Consider the following 24,260-nt stretch of genomic DNA (forward strand, 5'->3'; position numbering starts at 1 on the left):
GAACTTTTGCTTTGCCACGGAACGGTCTGCGTTGTCGGGAAGATACGTGATCTGATCCTTCAACTCAGCAAAAGTTCGATTTATTCAACAAAGCCATGGAGATGTTAACAGCCGCAGGTTTCAAAAGAATTGAAAAGATTGACATTTACCCGCAAGAATACAATCGGTGGGAAAATACCCATTTCTATGCGTTAGTTTGCCACTTGTAAACTTAAAATAAGGGAGATCCATGAAAGCTTCTGCGCAAAGTTTAAAAAATGAAAACCTCACCTCGTTTCAGAAACGCACGGTTGCGCTTCTGGCAATACTCAAGACTTTCCTTGACGAGCATAATCTTCCTTATTTACTTGATGGTGGGACACTAATTGGTGCTATCCGACATCGGGGAATGATTCCCTGGGATGATGATATCGATCTCTCAATGTTAAGAGGAGATTATGATCAATTAATTTCGTTAAAAGATAAGCTGCCCTATCCATTGCAGTTAGCTTATTGGGGGAACGATCCTCAACATGTCTACCCATTTATCCGGATTTATGATGTCACAACATCTGTTACTTTTGGTTTTGTTAAACCGGTAGTCCGTGGTGTATGGATCGACATTTTTCCGATTGATGGCACGTTTAGCAATAGTTTACTTCGCCGTTGCCATATTAATACGCTGGCTTTTCTACGTATGCTGCTAACCAATCTGATGGGTGCTTATGTCAGTAAACCACTCCCCAGGCGAACACAATGTAAATACTATCTTTTCGGTATTCTGAGCCGGATAGCAGGAAAAAAATTTCTGATACGGGCACAACTGCGGCTGGCGACTTTGAAAGATCCTTTGCAGTCTGAAATATCAGCGCTGGTTGTGAGCATGGCTGGAGACAAAACTCATCAGCGGACCGGGCATTATCTGGATCGAATCGACGTCTGTTTCGAAGAACTTCACTGTTTCGCTCCTGCCGCTTACGATCGCATCCTGAAACAAGTTTATGGCGATTACCGTGTCCCGCCAATGCCCGATCAGCGGGATTCAATACATCAGATTGTGCATGTTGATTTGCATAAATCTTATCTGACCCATCAGTGATGCCTGTCAGTGAAGCGAGATCAGTTGCTGCACCAGGCTGCTGACCATTTTATCATGCGGTCATCATTCAACAGGCAACGCTGACGAACTTCACTTTGCAAAATTCTGCCCATCCTTTCACTGCCATCAGTGTCATTCAGATGGGCGCTGATTGCCTGGTGCCAGTCAGCATACTCGTTCGCTACGCACGTAATCGTAAAAGTATCGCTGCCACTAACGATGGACTTACTACAAATTAAGGGTATACCACAAGCACCATATTCAATAAGGTGCATGTAAACTTCAGCGTAAGTAAGTGGATGCCCATTGTGTGGGATTAGTGCAAGGTCAGGATGCATTTCTGTTAATGTCTTTTGATAAATTCCTTTATCAGCCTCGCGAATTACAATGTTAATCATTGGCCGCAGTGCCGGCGGGCAGTTGCCATAAATTACCCATTCAACCTGATCAGCAAATGCATCAATCAACCTGGCGACAATTCCCTGGATCTCATGATGACAAAGGTTACCTGGCAGGACAATCCGTGGTTTTTTTCCTTGTCTGTGCAAGCTGCTTAGCTGCCTCCATTGTGCCTCAGGCAACAAGGTCGGCATTATTAATATGTCAGAATGCCATGCTGAGAATATCTCAGCCTCTTTTTCATTATTAACAATTAAGCGATCAAAGTAATCGAGGTTGCTTCTTATGCTCGCGATAAAGTTTTGTCCTGCTTGCTGCTCATCTGACGACGTAATAATCTTTTGCAACCTGGTTGGATTGATCATGCCAACTTTGAAAGCCGAATTGAAGCGCGATAATTTTGCTATCCATGAATTAAAATTTTCGTCTATTTGTGGTTCAACAACTATCACGTCAGGATTATAGTTTGTCACTTCAGGTAATGTTGGCAGTGATGAAATGTGTTTTCCTTCAATAATCCCGGCATCGCGTAGGGCAGAGAACGGTTCTTTTACTCTGTAAACATTGATCCTCTCATCATCACCGGTCACTGATATTACCACCGGCAAGGGATGCCAGCTTAAGGGGAGCCAGGTATGCTGATCGCCGTTTTGCAGTGCAAATGGAAAGGATGGCGATAAATTTTTGTTATAAGCCGGGTCCTGACTAATTTGCGTTAGCCAGCGTTCAAGCATGATATTTTCTTCTTCTTTAGACGGTGATGCCGGAATGCCAGATAAGGTCTTTTCTGGCTGTCGACAGCCTCTTGCGTAAGGTGTCCAGACGATTATTCCGCCCAGTTGTTGTACGCGCAAGCAGAAATCAATATCGTCATTGTCGTTCAGATCGGCGTCAAATCCGTTAACGGCATAACAAAGATCTTTACTTACCAGCATAAAATCACCTGAAACGGCCGAATAATTTTGAGCGGCATGCAAACGTTTCATATAACTATTATCACCGTCGTCAGTGCCGTAAAATGGCTCCTCCGCTATACTGCCGTTTATTCCTAATATATAGCCGGCATGGCGAATGACATTATTCGCATAAAGCTGTTTGGCGCCAACAATAGCAACTTCAGGCCGTTGGGCATGATTCATCATATTATCCAGCCATTCTGGGTGCATGACATGAATATCACTGTTTAAAAACAGCAGATAATTACCCTGAGCATCAAGAATTGCCTGATTGGCCATCCCCGCTCGCTGCCAGGCCGCGGGGTAGTGCACTACTCTGATACGTTCAGAACCCAGGCTGGAAATACCTTTCAGCCACGCTGCTCTTTCCTTATCTTCCCGTTTATCTGCCACAATCAACAGTTCATAATTTTGGTAGTCAGTACTTTCCAGTACCGTCATCACACAGCGACTGACGCTGTTAAAATCCCGTGCCAGTATGGCTATGGTAACGAGTGGTTTACTCTGGTGATGATATTTCAGATGCCATGGGCCCTGGTGGGTTGGCAATACTTCTGCCTGGTTAAAACCACGGCGTTGAAGGTGTTCCAGCAGCAGACTCTGTTCCACAGCATGGTGTGTAGCAGGCGCCGTGGCTGTCAGCAAAAGTGGTTCTGTCAGGTGGCCAATGGTATCCATGTTAGCGGATTCAATAAGGCGTAGTTGAAGCTCAAATTCAAACATCTCTGTACAGCCCGGGTTTACTCCACCTGCTGCAATAATCCATTCGCGCTTAAAGAGCCAACCGCGAGACATCTGGTCAGGACAGCTTAAAAACAGATCCAGATTAAAATCAGGCCGGAAAAGGGTCCCCATCGGCTTACCCACCACCGGGTAAATGATGTCTGTATAGATAGCATTATACTGGCTGGCGTGTAGCAAGGTAGTGGACAGCACGTTAATGCCTGAAGGCAACAACTGGCAGCCTGCGTCAAGAAAGAGTAGCCATTCACTCTCCGATTGATTGATTAGGCTGTTCAGCGCAGCCAGACCGTCGGTCAGATCAAGCCGCAACTGTGCCGTTTCGGCAGGCAGATAATTTACCTGCTCGTCGGTCAGGGCAATAATCTGCCAGCTTAACCCGGCCACGCCTGCATTGAGGCTGTCGAGGGTGATATCCCAGGCTTCTCTGTTTCCATTTCGTGCATCAATAAATAACGTACAGCTGGAAGCGATAACGTGAGTAGTAAGATATTCGTTTAATAATTTTTGCTGAGCTGGACGTAATGTTCGCTTATCAAACCACATTTTCATTCTGCTGCTGGCAAGTGAAGCAGCGATTTCCTGCAATAGATTTTGTTCGCTAAATTGTTCTGGATGAGTCAGCGGCGCAACGCGAATTTGGCCAAATTTCCGGGCGGGATCGTGCCAGCCTAACTTTTTTAGCATCAGCGGCATATTTCTATGGGTAGCACTGACCATATCTGCATGTTCGCTGACCGTGGAAAGTGTCTGGCTACCTGAAATGCGATATTGAGAGAGTGTCTGAGTTACCATGGCCAGATGACCATAGCGCAGTACCTTAAGATAAATGGCGAGATCGGCCAAAAATGGCATTGATTGGCCGCCGAGTTTGAATATAGGCTCTCCCCCGGCCAGGATGGCTCGCAGTACAGCCGCGCGAATAAGTACCACGCTGGGTTCACCGATGAAATTAAGCGGCTTTGTCGCCTGGAAATTTATGACATCGAGTCCATAGAGCACACTATCACGGTTAAAAAGAGGCGCTGTGCCTTCGTGGTCTGGCAGGCGGCGTCCTTTAGCATCGATCATTTCACGATGAGACGTTGCCATGACAATATCAGGGTGCTGATTGATGGCTGCTACTAACTTACTGACACAGTCGGGTTTAAGAACGTCATCATCGTGCAGGAACTTTATATATTCACCTTGAGCTCTGTCCAGACAATCTGAGGTATTTGCCATTTCCCCTAGTGACGGACAATTGCGTTGATAGTAAACAGGCCAGCGTGAGAGTTGGCTGTTTTTTTTTACAATGCGTGCAATCTCATTATTGTGACTGTCATCGCCGATGATAATTTCACAGGCAGCATAATCCTGCTGAAGAACACTTTGCAGGGCAATCTCAAACCAGGTTGCTTTCCATGCTGGAATAATAATGCTGACAAGACCGGGAACAGGCACGGGAGATTTTCCTTGTATCAGGAAGCTTACCAGAGAATTACAAAGGATAGGCTTGCGTGAATTTTGGCTGGAATTTGATTTGATGTAATATTTTCACATTCAGATGACCATCAGCATGTCCGGATAAAATTCTGATAAGCATGTTGTTTACATGAAAGTAATTGTATTTTACCCGTTAATTGTTAAAAGCTATCGCGCGAGTATTTAGTAGCTTTGTCCGCTTTTGCCGCGATAAAAGCTCCTTTTATGGGTAGTGATCAGGGATCAGAGCTGCGTTATGAAGCAAATAGCTCTCATCAATTTTTTATTTCATCTGGATAGTTACAGGCGAGGGATTAACTGAAAGTTATTGGTTTTTTGGACGAATTGAGCTGCTTCGTTAATGGGATGCGTTGATTTGTTATTTTACGATAAGTTTCTGCTTATAAGCCATATTCAGCCGGGTAGCGAGTCAGCGAATAGATAAAGGCGAATAATTATAGAGTAAGTTATATTTTTCACCAGCAGCAGGGTTTATCAGGCTGCATCATCTTTTCAGGTTAAAAACGTTGTGCTGCTGAAAACCATCCAGCCAGAAAAGTCCTGACAGTCAACCAGAAAAAACCCCGCCGCAGCGAGGTTAATTCATCAGGCCGGTTTACACCAGGCTGACGGAGAGCAGGGTAATCTCTTCGGTTTGCAGCTCCATGTTCTTCTTAATCTCAAACATATACGCCTCCAGCGCCTCTTCAACCTCATTGCCCTCAATGAAAGCATGCGCGGTTACGTGATCCTCACCTTTTGGCTTAATCACATATGAAACGAACCACTTCTTATTCTGCATAATCGTCCTCTGTCTCAAGATTAAAATGTGCCACTTATTCCAGCTGGACTGCACACAGCTGCAGCCCGCTAATCGATGGGCGCCGGATGCAGCAGATCGATCACATCATCGATTTCATTGCTGGCCGCATGGCGATCCAGCGCTACAGCGTAATAGCGCCCCTTACAGTAGTGCCGGGTTACGGCAACCCGATGACCGGTATCACCGTCCGCTTCACCGCCGCTAGCGGTGCGCAGGTGCGGTGGGATCACCAGCTCAGTTTCCAACTCATCAGCCTCGATAATCAGATGACCACCGTCGCTGGAAAGCAGCAGGTGCTGAACGCTCATAGTCTCTCCTTTGTTGATCTGTCATGGGGTATCGGGAAAAGTGTAGCGCAAGGCTGCCAGGGTGCGGCGAGTGCAGACGCGGGCCGGGCTTCAGGCAAAAAAAAAGCCCCGCAGAGGGGGCTTGATGCAGATGCGATTCAATAGCGATTAGCCTGCCTGGTTCGCCAGCTTAGGTTTCAGAACGCGTTTGCCGATCTGAATACCGGGCTTCTCAACATATTTATACAGCAGCGACGCTAGCGCGTAGGTCACCGGAATAGCAGTAACGCAGACGGTCAGGAAACGCACCAGATCGCTTTTGAATTCGATGTCGGTATGGGTGAGCAGCAGGGCGATCAGCGGGATAACAATCAGCAGATGCAGCAGGTAAACCGAAAACGACACGTCGCCCAGCCAGGTGCTCAGACGGTTATTCAGCAGCTTACGCGGCAGCATAATCAGTCGTGCCATCAGGCTGTTTTCCTGATATTGCCACAGGATGGCGGTCATCCCGACGATCATCAGCGCTTCCATAATCACCTGCAGCTTAATCGCTTCCAGTCCTATCGCCACGCTGGCGACCGGGCCCAGTAGCGCATAAGCCACGTAGAGCAGGGATTTACGGCGAATCGCTTCGGCCAGCAACATACCCGAGAGGAACATGTTGAGCTTAATCAGGATCATCGACGGCATCTCGAAGGCTTCATAATAATCCGCCAGCAGATAACGTCCGGCGCAGCACAGCGCCATAATGCCAATCAGCGAAGCTGCATAGCCAAAGCGCAGCGTCACCAGCATGATGAACGGGAACAGCAGGTAGAACTGCATCTCCAGCCCAATACTCCAGTCTGGCAGCACGGTATTGAAGCCATACTCCGGCAACAGGCCAAACAGGAAACTGAAGTGGGTGAGAATATTGGTCAGGGACTGGTCGGTGTAACGCGATGACTCAGTCGCGGTGCCGGAGTAGAAATGGGCAATGGTGTCACGCATTTCGCCAAACCATGGGCCGTAAAACAGGGCGATGATTAACAGCAGGTAGTAGAGCGGCGCGATGCGGAAGAAGCGTCGGATCCAGAACTTCTTAATGGTCTCTGTGCTCTGCCACGGCTCTTTCTGCTGACGCTCGACGTAGTTTTTCGCCATCAGATAACCCGATAACAGAATAAACAGATCGACCCCAATGCCAGGGGATGAAATAAGCGTGATATGGCAATGAACCAGTAAGCTGATATGGCCAACTAATACCCAGAGAGAAGCGATGCCGCGTAATCCCTCCAGCTCCGTAGACCAACCTCGTGTTGCAGACATAACTATTCCTCGTTTTTATCCGACCTTCGGCGCTCACTAAGCCTTAAGGCAACAAATATGTAAACGGGCCTTTACAAAAGTAAGAAGATTCCGAGCACAGGTAAGAGGGAAAAAGCAACCGAAACAGGGCGGGTAAGCACAGGAAGTTAAGGGCGTGCCATGGCACACCCTTAATAAATATCACTGATTGAGATGGCCGATCAGGCCAGCTTTAACAGAATCATACCGGCCAGCAGCAGGGTTAATCCGGCCCAGCCTTTTTTGTTCAGACGCTGGCCAAATAACACCCAGCCAGCGGCGACAGTGGCGATAATCCCAAAACCACCCCAGACCGCATAGGCCACCGATAAATCGATACCTTTTACCGCTTGCGCCAGCGCACTAAAGGCCAGCAGCACACTGGCCAGCGAGAGCACGCCGTACAGCGGTTTCTTAAAACCATTGGAGTATTTGAGGAAGATGTTGGCGGCAATCTCCAGCACGATAGCCAGCGCCAGCCATGCGGCGTGAATCAGATCAGCGATGACCATGATTCACCTCCGGCGTTGCGCGGGTGCCGGTTTTAATCAGCACGATGCCGACCACCAACGTCATCAGGCCACAGAGTTTCAGTACTGACAGGTTTTCGCCAAACAGCTGCACGCTGAACAGGGTAATCAGCATGATGCCAATCCCTTCCCACAGCGCGTACGCCACGCCTAGCGCGATACGTTTAATCGCAAAACTCAGGAATATATAAGAACAGGCAATCATGCCCAGCATCATCAGGTAGCCCGACTGGCTGCCGTTGAGGCTGGACCATTTCATAAACAGGGTGCCGATAATTTCAGTAACAATAGCGAGTGATAATAAGATCCATGCACGCATGGTTTTTCTCCAGCAACGATAACAGTGCCTGCATCACACAACGTGTCAGCAGATTCAAAAGAGATGTCGAAGCGGAAAAGGGACTACAGGGCGCTACGCCAGTGTTGATCGGCGGCGTTCCAGCCAGAGAGGGAAGTGGTAAAAGTGACAGGGATTGAAATGAACATTCTGCTCATAATATTAACGACGCATCCACATTGTTGCTTCTCATCAGTGGACGAATAGTGCCTCCGGTTATAAACACGCCAGATTTATAGCATTTCGCCTGACTGAAGATCAATAGCAGATTATGCTTCGTTTCGGCTTCATTTAGGTCTATCGCAAGGCAACAACAGCGTAATCAGGATGAATGTGTTAATGAGAGGTGAATATAAAAAACAGCCGGGCAACAACGTGCCCGGCTGTGGTTATGTGACAACGTCACCGATTAGTCAGCGCGCTGCGCGACCTTACGCACCGGGGCATCGCCGGCAACGTAATAGCGGGCGGTGCTGCGCGGCAGCGGATCGCGGCCACGGATCAGATCGGCAATCTTCTCGCCAATCATGATGGTGGTGGCGTTGAGGTTGCCGGTGATGATCAGTGGCATGATCGACGCATCGACCACACGTAACCCTTGCAGGCCATGCACCCGGCCTTCACCGTCGACCACCGACATCTCGTCGTTACCCATTTTACAGGTGCCGCACGGGTGATAAGCGGTTTCGCCATGGTTACGCACAAACTCATCCAGCTGTTCGTCGGTCTGGCACTCCAGCCCTGGGCTGATCTCACGGCCGCGATATTTATCCAGCGCGGGCTGATTAATAATCTCGCGCGTAATACGAATCGCATCGCGGAACTCATGCCAGTCCTGCTCGTGTGACATGTAGTTAAACAGAATCGCCGGATGACGACGTGGATCGCGTGACTTCAGCCGGACATGGCCGCGGCTCGGTGAGCGCATTGAGCCGACGTGACACTGGAAGCCGTGCGCATCGACCGCGTTTGAACCGTTGTAGTTAATCGCCACCGGCAGAAAGTGGTACTGAATATTCGGCCAGCTGAACTCTTCACGGCTGCGGATAAAGCCGCCTGCTTCGAACTGGTTGCTGGCACCAATCCCGCTGCCGTTGAACATCCACTCGGCACCGATTTTCGGCTGGTTCCACCATTTCAGCGCCGGGTAGAGCGACACCGGCTCTTTACATTCGTACTGCAGATACATCTCCAGATGGTCCTGCAGGTTCTCTCCGACGCCCGGCAGGTCATGGACCAGCGGAATATCAAACTGCTTCAGCAGTTCCGGTGAGCCGACACCGGAACGTTGCAGGATTTGCGGAGAGGCGATAGCACCGGCGCACAGCAGCACTTCGCGGCGGGCCGTGACTTTATGGATGCTATTGCTGTCACCCTGCAGATACTCCACGCCGACGGCACGCTTACCGTCAAACACGATGCGGTCGGTGGTGGCATGGGTAATGATCTTCAGGTTCGGCCGGCCTTTTGCCTGGTCAAGATAGCCACGGGCGGTGCTGGAACGGCGTCCCTGCGGCGTCACGGTGCGGTCCATCGGACCAAAACCTTCCTGCTGGAAACCGTTGAGGTCGTCAGTGCGCGGATAACCGGCCTGAACACCCGCTTCGATCATCGCTTCAAACAGCACGTTATTGCCGGCTTTCGGCGTCGCTACGCATACCGGGCCGTCACCGCCGTGGAAGTCATTCGGACCGATATCGCGGGTTTCCGCTTTGCGATAGTAGGGCAGGCAGTCAAGATAGCTCCAGTGCTCCAGCCCAGGCGCGGTGGCCCAGTTATCCAGATCCATGGCGTTGCCGCGGATGTAGCACATGCCGTTAATCAGCGACGAACCGCCCAGGCCTTTGCCGCGACCACACTCCATGCGGCGATTGTTCATGTAAGGCTCTGGCTCAGTTTCGTAGGCCCAGTTATAGCGTTTTCCCTGCAATGGATAGGCCAGTGCCGCAGGCATCTGGGTCCTGAAATCAAATCGATAATCCGGGCCGCCCGCTTCCAGCAGCAGTACATTGACGTTGCTGTCCTCGGTCAGACGGGTGGCCAAAACGTTCCCTGCGGATCCGGCTCCAATAATGATGTAATCAAATTCCATTCATCGTTCCTCAGGTTTTATTGATTAAAATACCGACTGAAAACGCGACAGCTCAACCTGCACTGACTTCACCTGGGTGTAGCTCTGCAGCGTCATCAGGCCATTTTCGCGTCCAATCCCGGAGTGCTTGTAGCCGCCAACCGGCATTTCCGCTGCCGATTCACCCCAGGTGTTGATCCAGCAAATGCCGGCTTCAATCTGATGGATCACGCGGTGCGCCCGGTTCAGGTCCTGGGTGACCAGCCCGGCAGCCAGACCAAAGTCGGTGTCGTTGGCGCGGCGGATCACTTCTTCTTCGCTGTCGTAGCTCAGAATCGACATCACCGGCCCGAAGATTTCCTCACGGACGATCTTCATCTCATCGCGGCAGTCGGTGAACACCGTGGGTGCCACCCAGGCGCCCTGATCGAACTCGCCACCGGTCAGACGTTTTCCGCCGCACAGCAGGCGTGCACCTTCGGCAATACCTGATTCGATGTAGCGCATCACGTTATCGCGATGACTGAAGCTGACCATCGGGCCAAAGTTGGTCTCTGGCTTACGCAGATCGCCCGCCCGGATGCGGGCCACGCGCTCGCTGATTTTGGCTTCGAACGCCGCCTGCAGTCTGGTCGGGATAAATACCCGGGTACCGTTGGTGCAGACCTGGCCCGAGCTGTAGAAGTTGGCCATCATGGCGATGTCAGCCGCCAGATCGAGATCGGCGTCATCAAAGATGATCAGCGGTGATTTGCCGCCCAGCTCCATGGTGACCTCTTTCAGGGTTGAACCGGCTGCGTTGGCCATCACTTTTTTGCCGCTGACAACACCACCGGTGAACGACACTTTGTCGATGCCGGGATGTTCGGTCAGCAACTGGCCGGTGACCGAACCGATGCCTGGCAGCACGTTGAACACGCCGTCCGGCAGGCCCGCTTCGGTGTAAATCTCCGCCAGTTTCAGGGCGGTAAGCGGCGTGATTTCGCTGGGTTTGAAAATCATCGCGTTACCGGCCGCCAGCGCCGGTGCTGATTTCCACAGCGCAATCTGAATCGGGTAGTTCCAGGCACCGATACCGGCCACCACGCCCAGCGGTTCGCGGCGGGTGTAGACGAAAGCGGTATCGCGCAGCGGGATCTGCTGGCCTTCAAGGGCCGGCACCAGCCCGGCGTAGTACTCCAGCACGTCAGCACCGGTAACAATGTCGACGCTGGCGGTTTCGCTCAGCGGTTTACCGGTATCCAGCATCTCCAGCTCAGCCAGTTCATCGTTGCGCTCACGCAGAATATCGACGGCGCGGCGCAGAATGCGTGAACGCTCCATTGCGGTCATCGCGGCCCAGACTTTCTGGCCTTTACGGGCGGCGACAACGGCGCGATCGACATCCTGCTGGCCGGCAGCGTGGACCTCTGCCAGCACTTCGCCGTTGACCGGGTTGATCGTCTGGAACGTCTCGCCAGACGCCGCGGCAACGTAAGCGCCATCAATGTAGAGTTTCTGCTCGGTGAATCGGGACATGGTTTCTCCTTCCGTTATTCGTGCTCGCCAGCCAGTTGCTGACGGATGAATTGGGTCGTCAGTGTGCGGGCCACCACCGGCTTAAACGGCTCACCGCTCAGCGCGGCGCGCAGCCATAAGCCATCAATCAGGGCGGCCAGCCCGTGTGCGGCGAGGCGTGCCTGTTCCAGTGGCAGCTCGCGGCGAAATTCAGCGACCAGCGTCGAGAAAAGACGTCGACTGCTGACCCGCTCAAGGCGATTCAGTTGGGGCTGGTGCATGCTGCTGGCCCAGAAATCGAGCCAGGCTTTCATCGCGGCGCTATGCACCTGAGTTTCATCAAAATTACCGTCGACAATCGCCCGCAGACGTTCTTCTGGTGAGGCATTGGCCAGCGGCTGTAGCCGGCTTGAAACCGCATCACGCAGCTGACGCGTCACATCACGCATCGTCGCTTCCAGCAGGCCGTTCTTGTCTTTGAAGTAGTGACTGATGATGCCGGTCGAGACACCCGCCCGGCGGGCAATCTGGGCGATGGTGGCATCGTTAATCCCCACTTCGTTAATCGTGCTCAGGGTCGCATCAATCAGTTGCCGACGTCGTATCGGCTGCATCCCCACCTTTGGCATAGCTCCAGCTCCACCCTCAAATCGAGGGACTATTAAAACTTTTTTTGATTGCACGTTCAATATAAAAAGAAAAGTTGTTAGGATGCTGTTCTTTAAATGTAGCGAAAGCGAAACGGTATTGAGTGCTAAAACAGACCGGATTGCCGAAGCGACAAATCAGGAAGAGAAATAACAACATCAGGCCGCGCGGCGCGTCAGCCGCAGACGGCGACATTTATCCATTGCGTATTTTCAGGAAAACTAACCAGAGGTAATCGATGAATAATCCACCTGCCGGTGAAAAAGACAGACTCAATCCCGTTGTGTTCTACACCTCTGCCGGATTGATTCTGACGTTTTCACTCGTGACGATTCTCTACAGCGATCTGGCCGCCGGCTGGATCCTCGCGGCGGTCAACTGGGTTTCCGCCACCTTCGGCTGGTACTACATGCTGGCTGCCACGCTCTACATCGTGTTCGTGCTCTACATGGCCTGCTCACGCTTTGGCTCGATCAAGCTGGGACCGGAGCAGTCCAAACCTGAATTCAGCGTACTGAGCTGGTCGGCGATGCTGTTTGCCGCCGGGATTGGCATCGACCTGATGTTCTTCTCGGTCGCCGAGCCGGTGACGCAGTACATGCAGCCGCCGGAAGGGGCGGGGCAGACGCTGGAAGCCGCCCGTCAGGCGATGGTCTGGACGCTGTTCCACTACGGTCTGACCGGCTGGTCGATGTACGCACTGATGGGGATTGCGCTCGGCTACTTCAGCTATCGCTACAATCTGCCTTTGACCATCCGTTCCGCGCTCTACCCGATTTTTGGTAAACGTATTTACGGTCCGATTGGTCATACCGTCGATATCGCTGCGGTGGTCGGCACCATTTTTGGTATCGCCACCACGCTGGGGATAGGGGTGGTGCAGCTCAATTACGGTCTGAAGGTGCTGTTTGATATTCCGGAAGGCCTGACCGCCCAGACCGCGTTGATTGTGCTGTCGGTGGTGATCGCAACCATTTCCGTTACTTCCGGCGTTGATAAGGGGATCCGTATCCTGTCGGAGCTGAACGTGGTGCTGGCGCTGGGACTGATCCTGTTTGTGCTGTTCTTCGGCAATACCGAATTCCTGCTGAATGCGCTGGTGCTGAACGTCGGCGATTACATTAACCGTTTCATGGGCATGACGCTGAATACCTTCGCTTTTGATCGTCCGACCCAATGGATGAATAGCTGGACGCTATTCTTCTGGGCGTGGTGGGTTGCCTGGTCACCGTTCGTCGGGCTGTTCCTGGCGCGTATCTCCCGTGGCCGTACTATCCGTGAGTTCGTGCTCGGTACGCTGATCATTCCGTTCACCTTTACGCTGCTGTGGCTGTCGGTGTTTGGTAACGCCGCGCTTTACCAGATTATTCACGGCAATGCCGGTTTCGCCCAGGAAGTGATGGCCCATGCGGAACGCGGTTTCTACAGCCTGCTGGCGCAGTATCCGGCGTTTAAACTCAGTGCCTCGGTCGCCACCATCACCGGTATGCTGTTCTACGTGACGTCAGCCGATTCCGGTTCGCTGGTGCTGGGTAACTTCACTTCGAAGCTGAAGGATATCAACAGCGATGCGCCTAACTGGCTGCGCATCTTCTGGTCGATTGCGATTGGCGTCCTGACGCTGAGTATGCTGATGACCAACGGTATTTCTGCCCTGCAGAACACCACGGTGATCATGGGTCTGCCGTTCAGTTTCGTGATCTTCTTTGTGATGGCGGGACTGTATAAATCGCTGAAGATAGAAGACTATCGCCGCGCCAGCGCCACCCGTGATACCGCACCGTATCTGGCGCACGCTACCGACCGTCTGACCTGGAAAAAACGGCTGTCGCGCCTGATGAACTATCCTGGCTCGCGTTATACCCAACAGATGATGGAGAACACCATCTATCCGGCGATGCAGGAAGTGGCGAAAGAGCTGGAGCTGCGCGGCGGCGGGGTGACGCTGGAAAGCGTTGCACCGGATGAGGCCAATCCCATCGGTTATCTGGATCTGCGCGTCCACCTCGGCGAAGAGCAGGACTTTGTCTATCAGGTCTGGCCACAGCAATACTCTGTTCCGGGCTTTACCTATCGCGCCCGCAGCGGTAAATCGACCTATTACCGGCTGGAAACCTTCCTGCTGGAAGGCAGTCAGGGCAACGATTTAATGGATTACAGCAAAGAGCAGGTGATTATCGACATACTCGATCAGTATGAGCGCCACCTGAACTTTATCCATCTCAATCGTGAAGCGCCGGGCAGCAACATTACCTTCCCGAGCGTGTAACAACCGGCCCGTAAACATGCAGATGTTTACGGGCTTTTTTATTCCCGCTGCGGCTGACGACGATAATCCGGCACCGTAGCGCGATTAAATCGACTATCTTTAGGGCGTTACTGGCCTGATGCCTGCCAGGTGTAGACAGGGAGTCGTATGCGTAAAATATTCAGTACTTTTCTGCCGCTGTATACCACCACACTGCTGATGCTGCTGGGGTCGGGCTTGTTAACCACCTATGTTTCGCTGCGGCTGGCCAGCGAGCAGGTCAATGGCGCGCTGATCGGCGCAATTATCGCCGCGAACTATATCGGGCTGGTGATTGGCGGCAAGGTCGGGCACAACCTGATTGCCCGGGTCGGCCATATCCGCGCCTACGTCGCCTGCGCCGGGATTATCACCGCTTCGGTGATTGGCCACGGCCTGACCGATTTTATTCCGCTGTGGGTTTTTCTGCGCCTGATTATCGGGCTGTGCATGATGTGTCAGTACATGGTGCTGGAGAGCTGGCTCAACGATCAGGCGGAGTCGTCGCAGCGCGGAGTGATTTTTGGCTTCTATATGGTCGCGACGTACCTGGGCCTGAGCGGCGGCCAGGTGGTGCTCAGCCTGCAAAGCGGCTTTGACGTCAGCACACTGCTAATCGTGGCGCTCTGCTTCGCCCTCTGTCTGGTGCCGATCGCGCTCACCACCCGCACCCACGTGCAGCCGATGTCGCCAGCACCGATGGAGCTGAGCTACTTCATTCGCACCATTCCGAAACTGCTCGGCACCACTCTGGTGACCGGAATGGTGATTGGTGCATTTTACGGTCTGGCGCCGGTCTACGGCAGCAGCAAAGGCTTTACCACCAGCCAGACCGGCTACTTTATGAGTCTGACCATCTTTGCCGGGCTGGTATCACAGTTTCCGCTGAGCTGGCTGTCGGATCGTTACGACCGCCAGCGGTTGTTGTTTATCATGGCGCTGCTGTTTGCCGTGGCCTGCGTGCCGCTGGTGTTGCTGCCGCATCTGACGTTCAACTGGATGATTGGCATCGCCTTTGTTGCCAGCATGATGCAGTTCTCGCTCTATCCGTTGCAGGTGGCGCTGGCAAACGATCAGGTGGCTCCTGAACGGCGGGTGTCGTTAACCGCCTGTCTGCTGATGGCGTTTGGGATTGGGGCCAGTATCGGGCCGCTGGTGGTCGGGGCGCTGATACAGCCGCTGGGCAGCAATATGCTCTACCTGTTCTTTACCCTCTGCGCACTGATGATTGCCGGACTGAGTTACGTTAAAGCGCCGGGGCCGCTGCCGACCACCGAAGTGCCGTTGCCGCACGTGGTAATGCCGGACAGTCTCGCCACGTCACCGCTGGGTGCTGCGTTGATTCCCACGCTGGAAGAAGAGGTGATTCAGGCATCGATGGGCAGCGGCGAGCCGGAGCCTGAACCGGATCCTGACGATTTACAGCCAGACGACGATCGGCAGCAACCGGAACCGACGGACAACCGGTCGCCACACTAACGCGAGCGGTGGGCGCCAGTTCATGCCGCCGCTTAAGCTGCCGCACGAACTGGCGCATGCGCTGCCATAGCAACCTGGCCGGATCTGGCTCTCTCTTGTCTGATTGACGTCTCGACAATCCGGCCAGCTCAGGCGAAGCTGGGGCACACCTTCTCTTCAGGACGACCGCCATGCTGGAACTTCGCCCCAACTGTGAGTACTGCGATACCGATCTACCGCCCGCCTCAACCGAAGCACGCATCTGTTCATTCGAATGCACCTTTTGCGCTGACTGCGCAGAGCAGCATCTTCAGCATCTTTGCCCGAACTGTGGCGGTGAGCTGGTACGGCGACCGATTCGGCCGGCTGAAAAACTGATTAACTACCCGGCGAAACGCCGCGCCTGATCGGCGTAAGACAAAAGGGTTGCGCGGGTGAACGGTGCAAACCTCATCAACAGACGTGGCCGGAACAGGTGCATTGTCATGGCCGGCGCGATCAGCCTGCCGGTATGACACCCAGCGCCAGACGACATCGCGTTGATGACGGCCGATCCCTGCCATGGGCCTGCCCAGCCGGTCTGGGCTGAACAGCCAGCTATTCGATCTATACTTCAGCTACCGCCTCAACACGCTGAAGGCCACACCATGCACTATCACTATCTCAACGGTGAAAACTGGGACCGGATCTGGATTGTCGGGGATCTGCACGGCTGTCGTCGCGAACTCGATGCGCTGTTACTGCAGCACCGGTTCAATCCGCAGCAGGATTTACTGATTTCAACCGGCGATTTAATCGATCGTGGGCCAGATAGTCCCGGCTGCCTGGCGCTGATGGATGAGCCCTGGTTTCGCTGTGTGCGTGGCAATCATGAAGAGATGGCGCTGGCGGCGTTACAGGGTCACGAAATGGATCTCTGGCAGATGAATGGGGGAGACTGGTTCTGGCAACTGCGCGGTGCCGCGCTGATCGGCGCCCGGCATGCGCTGCAACGCTGCCAGGAACTGCCGCTGATTCTGCATCTGCAGCTCGACCAGCGGATTGTAGTAGTGGCGCATGCTGATTATCCGGCGGCTGGCTATAGCTGGGAAAAGTCGCTTAACTGGCAGGATGTGGTGTGGAGCCGCCGCCGACTGCAGGCGATTCAGTCGGGGCAGCGCAGTGCTATCCAGGGCGCAGACGCGTTCTATTTTGGTCATACGCCACTCCAGCAGCCGCTGGAGGTGGAGAACCTGCATTACATTGATACCGGCGCCGTGTTTGGTAATCACCTGACGCTGCGACAACTGCAGTGACTCAGCGGAACAGGCGTCCGTCACGCACCAGTTCGCGCGGATAACTGTTTTTAATCCGGCTGCCGACCTTCTTCGCCAGCCCCAGCGGCTGATGTTGCCAGGTGACAATCATCTCATCACGCGTCGGAGCCGTTTCAGGATAGATATCCCGGCCGCGATACCACTCTTCCGCCTCAGCGGCGCTGAGTTCAAATATCTGTTCCGGCGTTGGCCGGGCCAGCGCGATCACCGCTTCATGCTGCCAGCGATAGCCTTTGGCAAAGGTCTCTGCCAGTTTCAGGCCAATTCGTGAGAAGCGCACTTTGCCTAACAGCGGCGTGACGGCGGCCGGGAACAGCCAGATCTCTTTATCGCGCTGCCACAGCTCCAGTGAATCATCCCACGTCAGTGAAACTGCCGCCGCCGCCTGCCTGATTTCGCTCTCCAGCTTGCGGCTCAGGTGTGAGAACGGCAGCTTGCCCACCTTATACGTCGGGACTGGCAGCGGCTCAACCGACGCCGTTTTACGCAGCCGCGCAACAAAGAAGCCCTCGCTATCGAACAGCTGCGGGAAGACGTGCAGATAACCCTCTGGCGTTGCGGCCTGGGCAGCCCCGTCAAATAACCGATCGAGTGGCTCCACTTCAGCCGCGCCGGGATAGCGCTGCAGCAGCCAGTCAATCACCTGCTGATTCTCGATCTGATTCAGGGTACAGGTCGAATAGACCAGCGTCCCGCCAGGCTTCAGCGCGTGGAAGGCACTGTCAATCAGGTCGCGCTGGGTGGCGGCGATCGCTGCGGTGGTTTCCAGCGTCCAGTTTTTCATGGCGTCGGCATCCTTACGGATCACCCCTTCGCCTGAACAGGGCGCATCCAGCAGTATCGCATCGAACTGCTCCGGCAGTGCCGGGCCAAAAACCCGGGCATCAAAGTGGGTCAGGGCGCTGTTGCTGACGCCACAGCGGCTGATATTGGCATGCAGCACCTTGACCCGGCTGGCGGAAAACTCGTTAGCCAGGATGATCCCCTGGTTATTCATCCGTGCCGCGATCTGGGTGGTTTTAGAGCCCGGCGCAGCGGCCATGTCCATCACCGCTGTCACCTCAGACTGCGCATCAAACAGCGCAGTCACCGGCAGCATCGAGCTGGCTTCCTGAATGTAAAACAGGCCACTCAGGTGCTCAGCTACGCTGCCGAGCGGCAGGCTCTCATCTTCCCGGCTGATCCAGAATCCTTCGTCACACCACGGCACCGGCGTCAGTTGCCAGCCATACTGCGCGGTCTGAGCGAGGAAATCGGCCACGCTGATTTTCAGCGTGTTGACGCGCAGGCTGCGGCGCAGCGGTTGCTGGCTGATGGCGAGAAACGCTTCGAAGCTGGCATCATCTGGCAGGGCCTGGCGCATCAGGGCAAGAAAATCAGCGGGGAAAAACAGAGAGGAGTCTGACACAGGTACATTCCAGTTAAGGCAAAGGCGGCAGTGTAACATGCAGAAAGCAAACGGGCAGCCTGGCTGCCCGGATGAGAGAGTTTGTAGCCTGCAGGCTCAGGGCAAATGTGACTTGCGCAAAGACGCAAAAAGCGCCATCCCTGACAGCTCAGCGCGGGCCATCCGTGGCCCGCGATGCTTTGCTACAGCCACATGTGCCCATCGCTTTATCCCTTTCCACCGTCTGAAGCGGGCAGTCTGGCTGCCCGTTGGCATTCGTTTAGCGCGGAGACGGGATCGCCGTGCCCCAGTTGCGCCACTCTTTCGGCGGTTCATCCTGCAGCAGGAAATGTTTATCCGGATTGGCCTGCGGCGCCAGCGGCACGGTTGGCGGGGTCGCAAACTGAATGCCACCGCGAATAAACTGCTGGAAGGTCCCGGTTTTCACCACGCCGCCAATCAGGCCAAAGTCGAGGTTGTAGCCTGATGCCAGCCAGAACACCGAATTGTTACGCACCAGATGCTGATACTTTTTACTGATGCGCAGCGCAATCTGCACCCGGTCGGCCATATTACCCAGCGAGGTGCCGGTGACGGTACCGACTTCAACCCCACGGAATAGCACCGGCGTACCCAGCGACAGCGAACCGGCTTCGGCGGCATCAACGTAGATATTCAGGCCGTTCAGGTAGCGCGAATCGGTGATGGTGCTCTCCTGCAGTTCAAAAATGCGCGCCGCGCGTCCCTTGCCGGGATCGACGTTGACGTAAGGCTGCAACAGGGTTTCGAGGTGATTCACCCCGGTGGCGGAGATTTCCGGTGACACCACCGAGAAACGGCTGCCGAGACGGGCGAAATCCTCTACGTATTCCGGATAAAGCACCGCTTTCGCCACTACCTGATTGTTATCGCTGCTTAACGACAGCGATTCTACCTGGCCGACGTTAATTCCCAGATAGCGGATCGGCATGCCGGCTGACAGTTTGCTGGCGTCGTAGGTATGCAGCGTGATCTGGCTACCCACGGCGCGGGCGGCGGTTTCCGACGGATAGAGAATGCGCTTATCACCTTTAGCCGACAGCGCGCCGCTCATATTGTCGAAGCTGATAGCGCCTTTCAGCGCGCGGTTGAGCGGGGATGCCTGCACCGTCAGGCCGCTGCCGTTAAGCTGAACCCGCGCGCCGCCTTCGGCCCAGAACACGCTTTCGCTGGTCAGCAATTTGCGGTATTCCGGCTGGATATGCACCGCAATATCAAACGCATCGGCGCGCGGCGTGACTTTGACGATCTCGCCAACCTGATATTTACGGTAGAGCACGATGGAGCCGGCCTGCACATCCGGCAGGCTGGTGGCGGTCAGGGTGAGGGTGGTTGACGGTGCATCGCCAACAATCCCTTCTTCCGCTTTTTCCGCATCGGCAAACAGCGGATAGCTGTTTTTCGGCTGGCCTTTTTTGCCCGGTTCAAGGCGAATGCCGCCATCCACCCACTCACGGGCGCTGGCCCCGAGCACCTGCATACCATCCAGACCGAATTTCACGTCCAGTCGGCTGTTAACGATAAACTTGCTGTCGCCGTGCACCAGTTCGCGGTGTTCCGGATTAACCGCCACCACAAAGTTGACGCCATTTTCATCCAGCGAACGCGACATCACCTGACCAATCTGCATGCCGTGCAGCATCAGCGGCTGGCCCTGATCGATACCATAGCTTTCAGGCGCGCTGAGTTTCACCGTCAGCACGTTGGGTTTCTGCAGCAGAGTTTCATTGGATGCCAGCACGGTGTAGTGCTGCTGCGGCGGACCTTCGCCAGGCACCAGTTCAAGGGTATTGCCGGTCAGCAACGCACTGAGGCTGGTATCGGTCAGGCTGATTTTCGGGCTGCGCATCTCAATGCGGGTACCGCTGCGCATCAGACCGACTACCGACGGATCGATCGTCAGTTCGCCGGTCACCTTGCCGCCATCCTGCAAATTAAGTTTGGTCAGGGTGCCGACTTCCAGTCCCTGATACAACAGCGGCGTGCTGCCCGCTTTGAGGTTTTTACCGTCTGGCAGATCAAGCGTAATCAGCACGCCACGCTGGCTGTGCGCCAGATCGGGATAGAGCCGGTAATTTTGTTCAGCTTTAGCCGGTTCGCCCTCGGCAGGCGAGTCAAACGCCACTGCGCCGTTGACCAGCGCGGCAAGGCTCTCAAGCTGGACTTTGGCTCCGCTCAGGCTGACATCGGCATTCACTCCCGACACGTTCCAGAAGCGGCTGCTGGTTTTCACCAGGTTGGTAAAGCGACGGTCGATCAGCACATCAATCGCCACGCCATCGTTTTTGTTATTGATGCTGTAGTCATAGACCCGACCGACCGGGATTTTGCGATAGTAGACCAGCGATCCGGTGCTCAGCGAACCTAAATCAGGCGCATACAGATGGATCAACAGTTCACCGGTATTGACCCGATATTTGGGTTGGGTATCGAGCGCGGTAAAGGCTTCACTCGGTTTACCTTTGCCTGGCATCATGCCGATGTAGTTACCGCCGACCAGCGCATCCAGTCCCGATACGCCCGCCAGTGAAGCTTTAGGCGTCACCAGCCAGAACTGGGTATCTTCCCGCAGCGCATCACGCATGTCGCTCTTGATGCTGGCCTTAATCTGAATGCTGCGATAGTCATCGCTCAGATTGATGCCCTGCACGGTGCCCACTTCCACGCCCTGATAGCGGATTGGCGTGCGGCCCGGCACGATACCATCCGCCGTCTGGAAATTGATGGTGATGGTGGTGCCGCGCTCCTGATAATTAGTCCACAACAGCCAACAGGCGATCAGCATCGCGATGATCGGCAGCAGCCAGAAGGGCGAAATTTTGCGCTTATTGCGCAGCGTGGCGTTAGTCGGTGTAGTCGGCGTTTCCTGTTGCATGTGCATCCCAGAGCAGGCGGCTGTCCAGCCACTCAACAGACATAATGGTCAGGATCACGGCGGCGCCAAAAAACAGCGCTGCCGGTCCCATGGTAAAAGCCAGCAGCTGATCACGGTTGACCAGCGACATGGTTAACGAAATGACGAACAGATCGAGCATTGACCAGCGACCAACCCAGGTCACCACCCGCAACAGGCGGATGCGGGTTTTCAGTCCCTGTTCGCAGCGGAAATGGATGCTTAACAGCAGCGTCAGCATCACCAGCACTTTGGTAAACGGCACCAGAATACTGGCGATAAACACGATGGCGGCGATGGGAATATTGCCGGAACCCAGCGAGACAATGCCGGAGAAAATAGTGTCTTCGTGCCGCGATCCGTTGAGATAGACGATGGAGATCGGCATCAGATTGGCCGGGATTAACAGCACGATTGAGGCGATCAGCGCTGACCAGGATTTTTGCAGGCTGTGGCGGCGACGGAAGTCGAGCGGGGTGTGGCAGCGCGGACAGCGGCCTCGCGCATCCGGTACGCCGGTGTTGTGGCAGTTCAGGCAGACCTGCAGGTCATCACGCGCCATATTGCCGGGGCTTTGCGGATAGAAATGGTCCCACAGCTGCTCAATATTCAGATGGATCAGCGTCAGCACGCTCAGCACCGTCAGCGCGATATAGGCCACCAGTCCATAGCCGAGTTCCAGCGAGGCGTAGTCCTGCACCTTGATTGAGGCGACGGCAATGCCGATCAGGTAGATATCCAGCATCACCCACTCTTTGAGCTTTTCCAGCATCAACAGCACCGGGCGTAAGTTCATTCCCAGCCGATGGCCGATGCCCAGATAGCAGATGCCGGCGACCAGCGTGACCGGCGCGCCAATGGTGCAAAACGCCACCATTGAGGCGGTCAGTACATCACCCTGTTGGGTCATCTGGACAACGCCTTCCAGCACGCTGGCATTAATGCGCATACCAAGCAGCCGGATATCGACCAGCGGCAGGGAAAAGGCAAACGGCATTAACACTATCATGGTGGCGGCCATCGCCATTAATCGGGTCATCGGCCAGTCACGACCGCTGAGAATTTGTGCGTTGCAGCGCGGGCAATGAGCCGACTGATGAGATTTCACATCCGGTAAGGAAAAAAGGGTATCGCATTGCGGGCAACGCTGATAACGTGCGTGAGGCAATGTCTGGCTGATAGCGTGAATTTTCATAGGGTGATGCAATATTCGCTCATCGTAAGTAACACATATCGGTCGTTAAGACAGCGCCTGTGTGCCTGTCTCGGGCATCACGCTTCGATCCACAGAATGCTAAGGGTATAGTAACTAACGCTATGATTCACCTTGTGGCTCTGGATATTTAGTGCTTATTTTTAACAAGCGGTGAAATAACCCCGCTCAGATGTCATTGGTAACGGTTAAATAATGAACAAAACTGCCTTTTACGCCGATTTGAATCGCGATATGCGCGCCTTACTGGCGGGAGAAACGGCGTTCCTCGCCGCAATGGGTAACTTTAGCGCGCTGTTGTATGAACGTCTCGAAGGCGTGAACTGGGCAGGTTTTTACCTGCTGACGGAAGCGGATACGCTTGTGCTGGGCCCGTTCCAGGGCAAAATCGCCTGTGTGCGCATTCCGGTCGGTAAAGGGGTGTGCGGTACCGCGCTGGCAGAAGATAAAGTGCAACGCGTTGATGATGTGCATGCTTTCCCCGGTCACATCGCCTGTGACGCGGCCAGTAATGCTGAGATTGTGATTCCTCTGAAAGTGAATGGCACTGTGGTTGGGGTGCTGGACATCGACAGCGTAGAGCACAATCGCTTTGACAGCGACGACGAATCGGGGCTGGTCACACTTACTGATGGGCTTTGTGAAGTGCTTGCGAACAGCGACTTAGAAAAATATCTGCAGCTGACGCGCAGCTAATCGACTGGATCACATGGCATTTAGCGATGTTGTCATTATAATGTCGCCTGTTCATGCCTGCGCTGGTCGGCAAACCCGTTGTAATCAGGAAATTTCATGGAAAATCAACCTAAGTTGAATAGCAGTAAAGAAGTCATCAGCTTTCTGGCGGAGCGCTTTCCGCACTGCTTTAGCGCTGAAGGTGAAGCGCGTCCGCTCAAGATCGGTATCTTTCAGGATCTGGTCGAGCGTGTTCAGGGCGAAATGAATCTGAGCAAAACGCAGTTGCGTTCTGCCTTACGCCTTTATACCTCAAGCTGGCGTTATCTGTACGGCATTAAAGCCGGTGCGACGCGTGTCGATCTCGACGGTAACGCCTGTGGCGTGCTGGACGAGCAGCACGTCGAGCACGCACGCAAGCAACTGGAAGACGCCAAAGCGCGTGTTCAGGCGCAGCGTGATCAGCAGCGTGCCGCCCGTCGTGAAGCAGGCGAAAGCGAAGAGGGCGCGGCACCGCGTCGTCCACGCAAGCCGGCTGCGCGTAAACCTGCCGAAGGCGATGCCGCGCGTAAACCGCGTCCGCAGACCGCAGCAGAACGCCCGACCGCCTCACAGCACCGCAAACCGGCCCCACGCCCGGAGCAGCAAGCCCGACCCATCACTGATACCTCAACTTTGCAGCCCGGCCAGAGTATTAAAGTTAAAGCAGGCAAAAGTGCGATGGACGCGACCGTTCTTGAAGTATCTAAAGACGGCGTTCGGGTCCAGCTCGCTTCCGGCATGGCAATGATTGTGCGCGCAGAACACTTGCAGTTCTGAAACGGAGGCTGAC

20 protein-coding genes are annotated in these 24,260 nt (G+C 54.3%); 7 read left to right on the forward strand and 13 right to left on the reverse strand.

Annotated features, from left to right (window positions below):
• A partial coding sequence (locus ABIB18_RS03485) for a hypothetical protein (protein ID WP_223226699.1) occupies positions 1-63 on the reverse strand: 63 nt, incomplete at its 3' end.
• A 166-nt stretch (positions 64-229) separates the two neighbouring features.
• Here ABIB18_RS03485 and ABIB18_RS03490 point away from each other — a divergent pair.
• On the forward strand, positions 230-1,078 hold the full coding sequence (locus ABIB18_RS03490) for a LicD family protein (RefSeq protein WP_354473682.1): 849 nt from the start codon (positions 230-232) through the stop codon (positions 1,076-1,078).
• 20 nt (positions 1,079-1,098) lie between these two features.
• On the opposite strand, the gene ABIB18_RS03495 is transcribed toward ABIB18_RS03490, so the two are convergent.
• From ABIB18_RS03495 to betI, 9 genes are all read right to left on the reverse strand, one after another.
• A complete protein-coding gene (locus ABIB18_RS03495) occupies positions 1,099-4,617 on the reverse strand; it encodes a glycosyltransferase (RefSeq protein ID WP_354473683.1) in 3,519 nt (1,172 codons plus the stop codon).
• A gap of 637 nt (positions 4,618-5,254) precedes the next feature.
• Positions 5,255-5,440, reverse strand: coding sequence for a hypothetical protein (locus tag ABIB18_RS03500; RefSeq protein WP_069728566.1), 186 nt, complete (start codon positions 5,438-5,440; stop codon positions 5,255-5,257).
• Between the two features lie 68 nt (positions 5,441-5,508).
• The gene (locus tag ABIB18_RS03505; RefSeq protein ID WP_031377477.1) at positions 5,509-5,769 is read right to left on the reverse strand and encodes a hypothetical protein; all 261 of its coding nucleotides are present in this window, start codon (positions 5,767-5,769) and stop codon (positions 5,509-5,511) included.
• Between the two features lie 147 nt (positions 5,770-5,916).
• Positions 5,917-7,059 carry an acyltransferase family protein gene (locus ABIB18_RS03510; protein ID WP_069728565.1) on the reverse strand — a complete coding sequence of 381 codons (1,143 nt, stop codon included), beginning with the start codon at positions 7,057-7,059 and terminating at the stop codon, positions 5,917-5,919.
• Between the two features lie 200 nt (positions 7,060-7,259).
• A complete protein-coding gene (gene mdtI / locus ABIB18_RS03515; protein ID WP_031377475.1) occupies positions 7,260-7,589 on the reverse strand; it encodes a multidrug/spermidine efflux SMR transporter subunit MdtI in 330 nt (109 codons plus the stop codon).
• Positions 7,576-7,926 (reverse strand): multidrug/spermidine efflux SMR transporter subunit MdtJ, encoded by a 351-nt coding sequence (mdtJ, locus tag ABIB18_RS03520; RefSeq protein WP_354473684.1) that lies wholly within the window; start codon positions 7,924-7,926, stop codon positions 7,576-7,578. The genes mdtI and mdtJ overlap by 14 nt, the downstream gene beginning before the upstream one ends.
• Before the next feature lie 427 nt (positions 7,927-8,353).
• Positions 8,354-10,036, reverse strand: a complete 1,683-nt coding sequence (betA, locus tag ABIB18_RS03525) for a choline dehydrogenase (RefSeq protein WP_031377473.1) — start codon at positions 10,034-10,036, stop codon at positions 8,354-8,356.
• Between the two features lie 24 nt (positions 10,037-10,060).
• Positions 10,061-11,533, reverse strand: coding sequence for a betaine-aldehyde dehydrogenase (gene betB / locus ABIB18_RS03530; RefSeq protein ID WP_046288275.1), 1,473 nt, complete (start codon positions 11,531-11,533; stop codon positions 10,061-10,063).
• A 14-nt stretch (positions 11,534-11,547) separates the two neighbouring features.
• Complete coding sequence (gene betI, locus ABIB18_RS03535) at positions 11,548-12,141, reverse strand: transcriptional regulator BetI (protein WP_354473685.1); 594 nt, start codon at positions 12,139-12,141, stop codon at positions 11,548-11,550.
• Between the two features lie 257 nt (positions 12,142-12,398).
• Between betI and ABIB18_RS03540 the strand changes: the two genes are divergently transcribed.
• From ABIB18_RS03540 to ABIB18_RS03555, 4 genes are all read left to right on the forward strand, one after another.
• A complete protein-coding gene (locus ABIB18_RS03540) occupies positions 12,399-14,429 on the forward strand; it encodes a choline transporter (protein ID WP_031377471.1) in 2,031 nt (676 codons plus the stop codon).
• Positions 14,430-14,576: 147 nt separating this feature from the next.
• Positions 14,577-15,926 carry an MFS transporter gene (locus tag ABIB18_RS03545; RefSeq protein ID WP_031377470.1) on the forward strand — a complete coding sequence of 450 codons (1,350 nt, stop codon included), beginning with the start codon at positions 14,577-14,579 and terminating at the stop codon, positions 15,924-15,926.
• Between the two features lie 170 nt (positions 15,927-16,096).
• Complete coding sequence (locus ABIB18_RS03550; protein WP_031377469.1) at positions 16,097-16,312, forward strand: DUF1272 domain-containing protein; 216 nt, start codon at positions 16,097-16,099, stop codon at positions 16,310-16,312.
• Positions 16,313-16,552: 240 nt separating this feature from the next.
• Complete coding sequence (locus tag ABIB18_RS03555; protein ID WP_031377468.1) at positions 16,553-17,200, forward strand: metallophosphoesterase; 648 nt, start codon at positions 16,553-16,555, stop codon at positions 17,198-17,200.
• 1 nt (position 17,201) lies between these two features.
• On the opposite strand, the gene rsmF is transcribed toward ABIB18_RS03555, so the two are convergent.
• From rsmF to yebS, 3 genes are all read right to left on the reverse strand, one after another.
• A complete protein-coding gene (gene rsmF, locus ABIB18_RS03560; RefSeq protein WP_240493203.1) occupies positions 17,202-18,629 on the reverse strand; it encodes a 16S rRNA (cytosine(1407)-C(5))-methyltransferase RsmF in 1,428 nt (475 codons plus the stop codon).
• 259 nt (positions 18,630-18,888) lie between these two features.
• Entirely contained in the window at positions 18,889-21,522 is a 2,634-nt protein-coding gene (locus ABIB18_RS03565) for a PqiB family protein (RefSeq protein WP_069728559.1), read from the reverse strand.
• Positions 21,491-22,735, reverse strand: coding sequence for a membrane integrity lipid transport subunit YebS (gene yebS / locus ABIB18_RS03570; RefSeq protein ID WP_354473686.1), 1,245 nt, complete (start codon positions 22,733-22,735; stop codon positions 21,491-21,493). Before yebS ends, ABIB18_RS03565 begins: the two co-directional genes overlap by 32 nt.
• Before the next feature lie 213 nt (positions 22,736-22,948).
• Here yebS and msrC point away from each other — a divergent pair, with 213 nt between their 5' ends.
• A complete protein-coding gene (gene msrC / locus ABIB18_RS03575) occupies positions 22,949-23,449 on the forward strand; it encodes a free L-methionine (R)-S-oxide reductase MsrC (RefSeq protein ID WP_354473687.1) in 501 nt (166 codons plus the stop codon).
• A gap of 96 nt (positions 23,450-23,545) precedes the next feature.
• Positions 23,546-24,247: an RNA chaperone ProQ gene (gene proQ, locus ABIB18_RS03580; protein ID WP_046288277.1), complete on the forward strand. Its 702-nt coding sequence runs from the start codon at positions 23,546-23,548 to the stop codon at positions 24,245-24,247.
• Positions 24,248-24,260: the final 13 nt, after the last annotated feature.

This window comes from Pantoea sp. UYEF8 (assembly GCF_040546285.1).
Taxonomy (GTDB): Bacteria; Pseudomonadota; Gammaproteobacteria; order Enterobacterales; family Enterobacteriaceae; genus Pantoea; species Pantoea brenneri.

Bases quoted from the DNA above. Each gene is read 5' to 3' on its own strand.
- ABIB18_RS03545 (WP_031377470.1), top strand. From the start codon at position 14,577: ATGCGTAAAATATTCAGTACTTTTCTGCCGCTGTATACCACCACACTG.
- ABIB18_RS03565 (WP_069728559.1), bottom strand. From the start codon at position 21,522: ATGCAACAGGAAACGCCGACTACACCGACTAACGCCACGCTGCGCAAT.
- ABIB18_RS03555 (WP_031377468.1), top strand. From the start codon at position 16,553: ATGCACTATCACTATCTCAACGGTGAAAACTGGGACCGGATCTGGATT.
- mdtI (WP_031377475.1), bottom strand. From the start codon at position 7,589: ATGGTCATCGCTGATCTGATTCACGCCGCATGGCTGGCGCTGGCTATC.
- ABIB18_RS03505 (WP_031377477.1), bottom strand. From the start codon at position 5,769: ATGAGCGTTCAGCACCTGCTGCTTTCCAGCGACGGTGGTCATCTGATT.
- ABIB18_RS03550 (WP_031377469.1), top strand. From the start codon at position 16,097: ATGCTGGAACTTCGCCCCAACTGTGAGTACTGCGATACCGATCTACCG.
- ABIB18_RS03500 (WP_069728566.1), bottom strand. From the start codon at position 5,440: ATGCAGAATAAGAAGTGGTTCGTTTCATATGTGATTAAGCCAAAAGGT.
- yebS (WP_354473686.1), bottom strand. From the start codon at position 22,735: ATGAAAATTCACGCTATCAGCCAGACATTGCCTCACGCACGTTATCAG.
- proQ (WP_046288277.1), top strand. From the start codon at position 23,546: ATGGAAAATCAACCTAAGTTGAATAGCAGTAAAGAAGTCATCAGCTTT.
- betI (WP_354473685.1), bottom strand. From the start codon at position 12,141: ATGCCAAAGGTGGGGATGCAGCCGATACGACGTCGGCAACTGATTGAT.
- ABIB18_RS03510 (WP_069728565.1), bottom strand. From the start codon at position 7,059: ATGTCTGCAACACGAGGTTGGTCTACGGAGCTGGAGGGATTACGCGGC.
- betA (WP_031377473.1), bottom strand. From the start codon at position 10,036: ATGGAATTTGATTACATCATTATTGGAGCCGGATCCGCAGGGAACGTT.
- betB (WP_046288275.1), bottom strand. From the start codon at position 11,533: ATGTCCCGATTCACCGAGCAGAAACTCTACATTGATGGCGCTTACGTT.
- ABIB18_RS03540 (WP_031377471.1), top strand. From the start codon at position 12,399: ATGAATAATCCACCTGCCGGTGAAAAAGACAGACTCAATCCCGTTGTG.
- msrC (WP_354473687.1), top strand. From the start codon at position 22,949: ATGAACAAAACTGCCTTTTACGCCGATTTGAATCGCGATATGCGCGCC.
- mdtJ (WP_354473684.1), bottom strand. From the start codon at position 7,926: ATGCGTGCATGGATCTTATTATCACTCGCTATTGTTACTGAAATTATC.
- ABIB18_RS03490 (WP_354473682.1), top strand. From the start codon at position 230: ATGAAAGCTTCTGCGCAAAGTTTAAAAAATGAAAACCTCACCTCGTTT.